We start from the raw sequence: 2,111 nt of genomic DNA, 5'->3' as shown, positions 1-2,111 counted from the left end.
TTCCGCTCGACCCGCCGGTCACAATGATCACTTTTCCGTTCATCCATTTCTCCTCCTATGACTGATTACTCATTCATTTTTATCATATCATAAAATAGTGGAATATTCGAACATCTTAGTCCTCCTATTGTCCTTTTCCCTCTCTTTTCGTTATAATAAAGCTGCTTGTGAAAGGACGGCGAAACGATGCACCATATCGAAACAACCAAACTAAGCCGGCGCGCCTTTTTGAAAAAGCTGGCGCGCACAAGTTTCAGCGCAGCGCTGGCGATGGCAGCCGCCTCTGGATACGCCCGCTGGATTGAGCCAGCCGAGCTGACCGTGACGCACCATGCGCTGTCGCATCCGCTGATCCCAAAGTCGTTTGCCGGCGTCAAGCTGCTGCAGTTCAGTGATCTCCATCTCGGCCATTATTACGGCTTGAAACGCTTTTACCGCATTATCGGCCGCATCAACGAACTCGGGCCCGATCTCGTCGTATTCACAGGTGATCTGCTCCATGAGGCGAACCGGTATCCGCACGTCAACGCGGTCGCTGAGGCGTTGGCTGGCGTCCGTGCTCCTCTTGGAAAATTTTGTATTTACGGAAACCATGATCACGGCGGCTACGGGACAGATATTTACCGTCGATTGATGGAACGAGCCGGGTTCCGCGTTCTCGTCAATGAGCATGCACTCGTCCGGCGCGGCCATGACGCGATCGCTATCGCCGGCAGCGACGATATGATGCTCGGACGCCCGGACTGGTCGAAAATGACGAACGGCATTCCGCGGGCGACATATACGATCGCCCTCGTTCATGAGCCGGACGGTGCCATTGAGGCTCGCCGCTTCCCTATTCACGTTCAACTCTCCGGCCATAGCCACGGCGGGCAAATTCAGTTGCCGTTTATCGGACCGCTCATCACGCCGCCGTTGTCTGAGCGGTATTATGAAGGGTTTTACCACGTCGGCGGACTCTTGTTGTACGTCAACCGCGGCCTTGGCACAACAAGGGTGCCGCTTCGCTTCTTCGCTCCGCCGGAGTTGACCGTTTTTTCGCTTACCCCCGGATAGAAGTAGGACAAACCGGGCAACAACACCGCTTCCTATGTTATAATAGAAAGAAAAAAGGAGACATGCCGATGAAACCGGTGCAATTGACGGTCGACAATATTGCCAAAGCGATTTTTACCGTCAACCGCCATGCCAAAACAGCATTGAACCCTTCGTTTCTTTATCTTCTGAAGAAAAAAGCGATCGAGAAGCTGCTTGAGGAGGGCAAGGCGAAAAAAGTGGGCCTCCATTTTTCCCGCAATCCGAGATACAGCCAACAGCAATCCGACGTGCTTGTCGCCGTCGGCGACTACTACTTCCACATCCCACCGACAAAACAAGATTTCGCCGCCCTTCCGCACCTTGGCTCTCTCAACGATTCATACCGCAACCCTCCAGCTCGGATGCCGCTGTCAGAGGCAAAAGCCATTCTCATCGCCTACACCGGACTGAAGGAAAAGCCGGAACAAAAGCCGAAACGGCTGACAAGACCCGTATTTAAACGGCTCGGCGACCGCTATTAAGCGGACGCCGAGCCGTGACCTGGCTTTTCTCTTTCAATTCATCATGTTTTCGTGAATATTCCTCTTTGGGTTCGATCACGATCACTTGGGGAGACATGCACTGATTCGTCAAGCCGAGGCGCACCCTTTTCGCTCTATTCTCTACCTATGTTTACACCGACACTCCTTTTCGCTTTATGCTCCCCCATTGCTTTTTCCGGCGAACAGCGTCGATCACCCCTTCGCACCGCCACCAAGCGGTAAGCGGACGGTACCAAAATGTCTCAGTCAACGCGAAGAAAAACAGCTTCACCAAATCAGAGATGCTCGGGAACTTCCGCTCAGTCCACTCTTCAAGCAAGACGGCTGCTGCTGATAACAGCGAACCGTACAAAACCGAAACCGTCAGCAAAAGAAGAGCGAATTCGACGTACAAGTTTCCGAGAAATAAGGAGAAAACAACGACAATATAGCCCATCAATTCAACGATCGGACCAAGAAGCTCAATGAACCAAAAATACGGCAGCGAAAGAAGGCCGATTGAGCCATATTTTGGATTGAATAGCATCGATC

At 52.2% G+C, this 2,111-nt stretch carries 2 protein-coding genes and 1 pseudogene; 2 read left to right on the top strand and 1 reads right to left on the bottom strand.

Annotation, left to right across the window (positions count from 1 at the left end):
- Positions 1-186 precede the first annotated feature (186 nt).
- Together VU18_RS04410 and VU18_RS04405 are read left to right on the top strand one after the other, a co-directional pair.
- Positions 187-1,056 (top strand): metallophosphoesterase, encoded by an 870-nt coding sequence (locus tag VU18_RS04410; protein ID WP_020278634.1) that lies wholly within the window; start codon positions 187-189, stop codon positions 1,054-1,056.
- A gap of 68 nt (positions 1,057-1,124) precedes the next feature.
- A complete protein-coding gene (locus VU18_RS04405; RefSeq protein ID WP_014195334.1) occupies positions 1,125-1,559 on the top strand; it encodes a YkyB family protein in 435 nt (144 codons plus the stop codon).
- A 151-nt stretch (positions 1,560-1,710) separates the two neighbouring features.
- Here the strand turns inward: VU18_RS04405 and VU18_RS19240 are convergent.
- A pseudogene (locus VU18_RS19240) lies at positions 1,711-2,111 on the bottom strand (glycosyltransferase family 2 protein); the annotation flags it as partial.

Source organism: Geobacillus sp. ZGt-1 (genome assembly GCF_001026865.1).
GTDB classification, from domain to species: Bacteria; Bacillota; Bacilli; order Bacillales; family Anoxybacillaceae; genus Geobacillus; species Geobacillus thermoleovorans.
The sequence above is the reverse complement of the archived record's forward strand: the minus strand, read 5'-3'. Positions and strand labels throughout refer to the sequence as shown.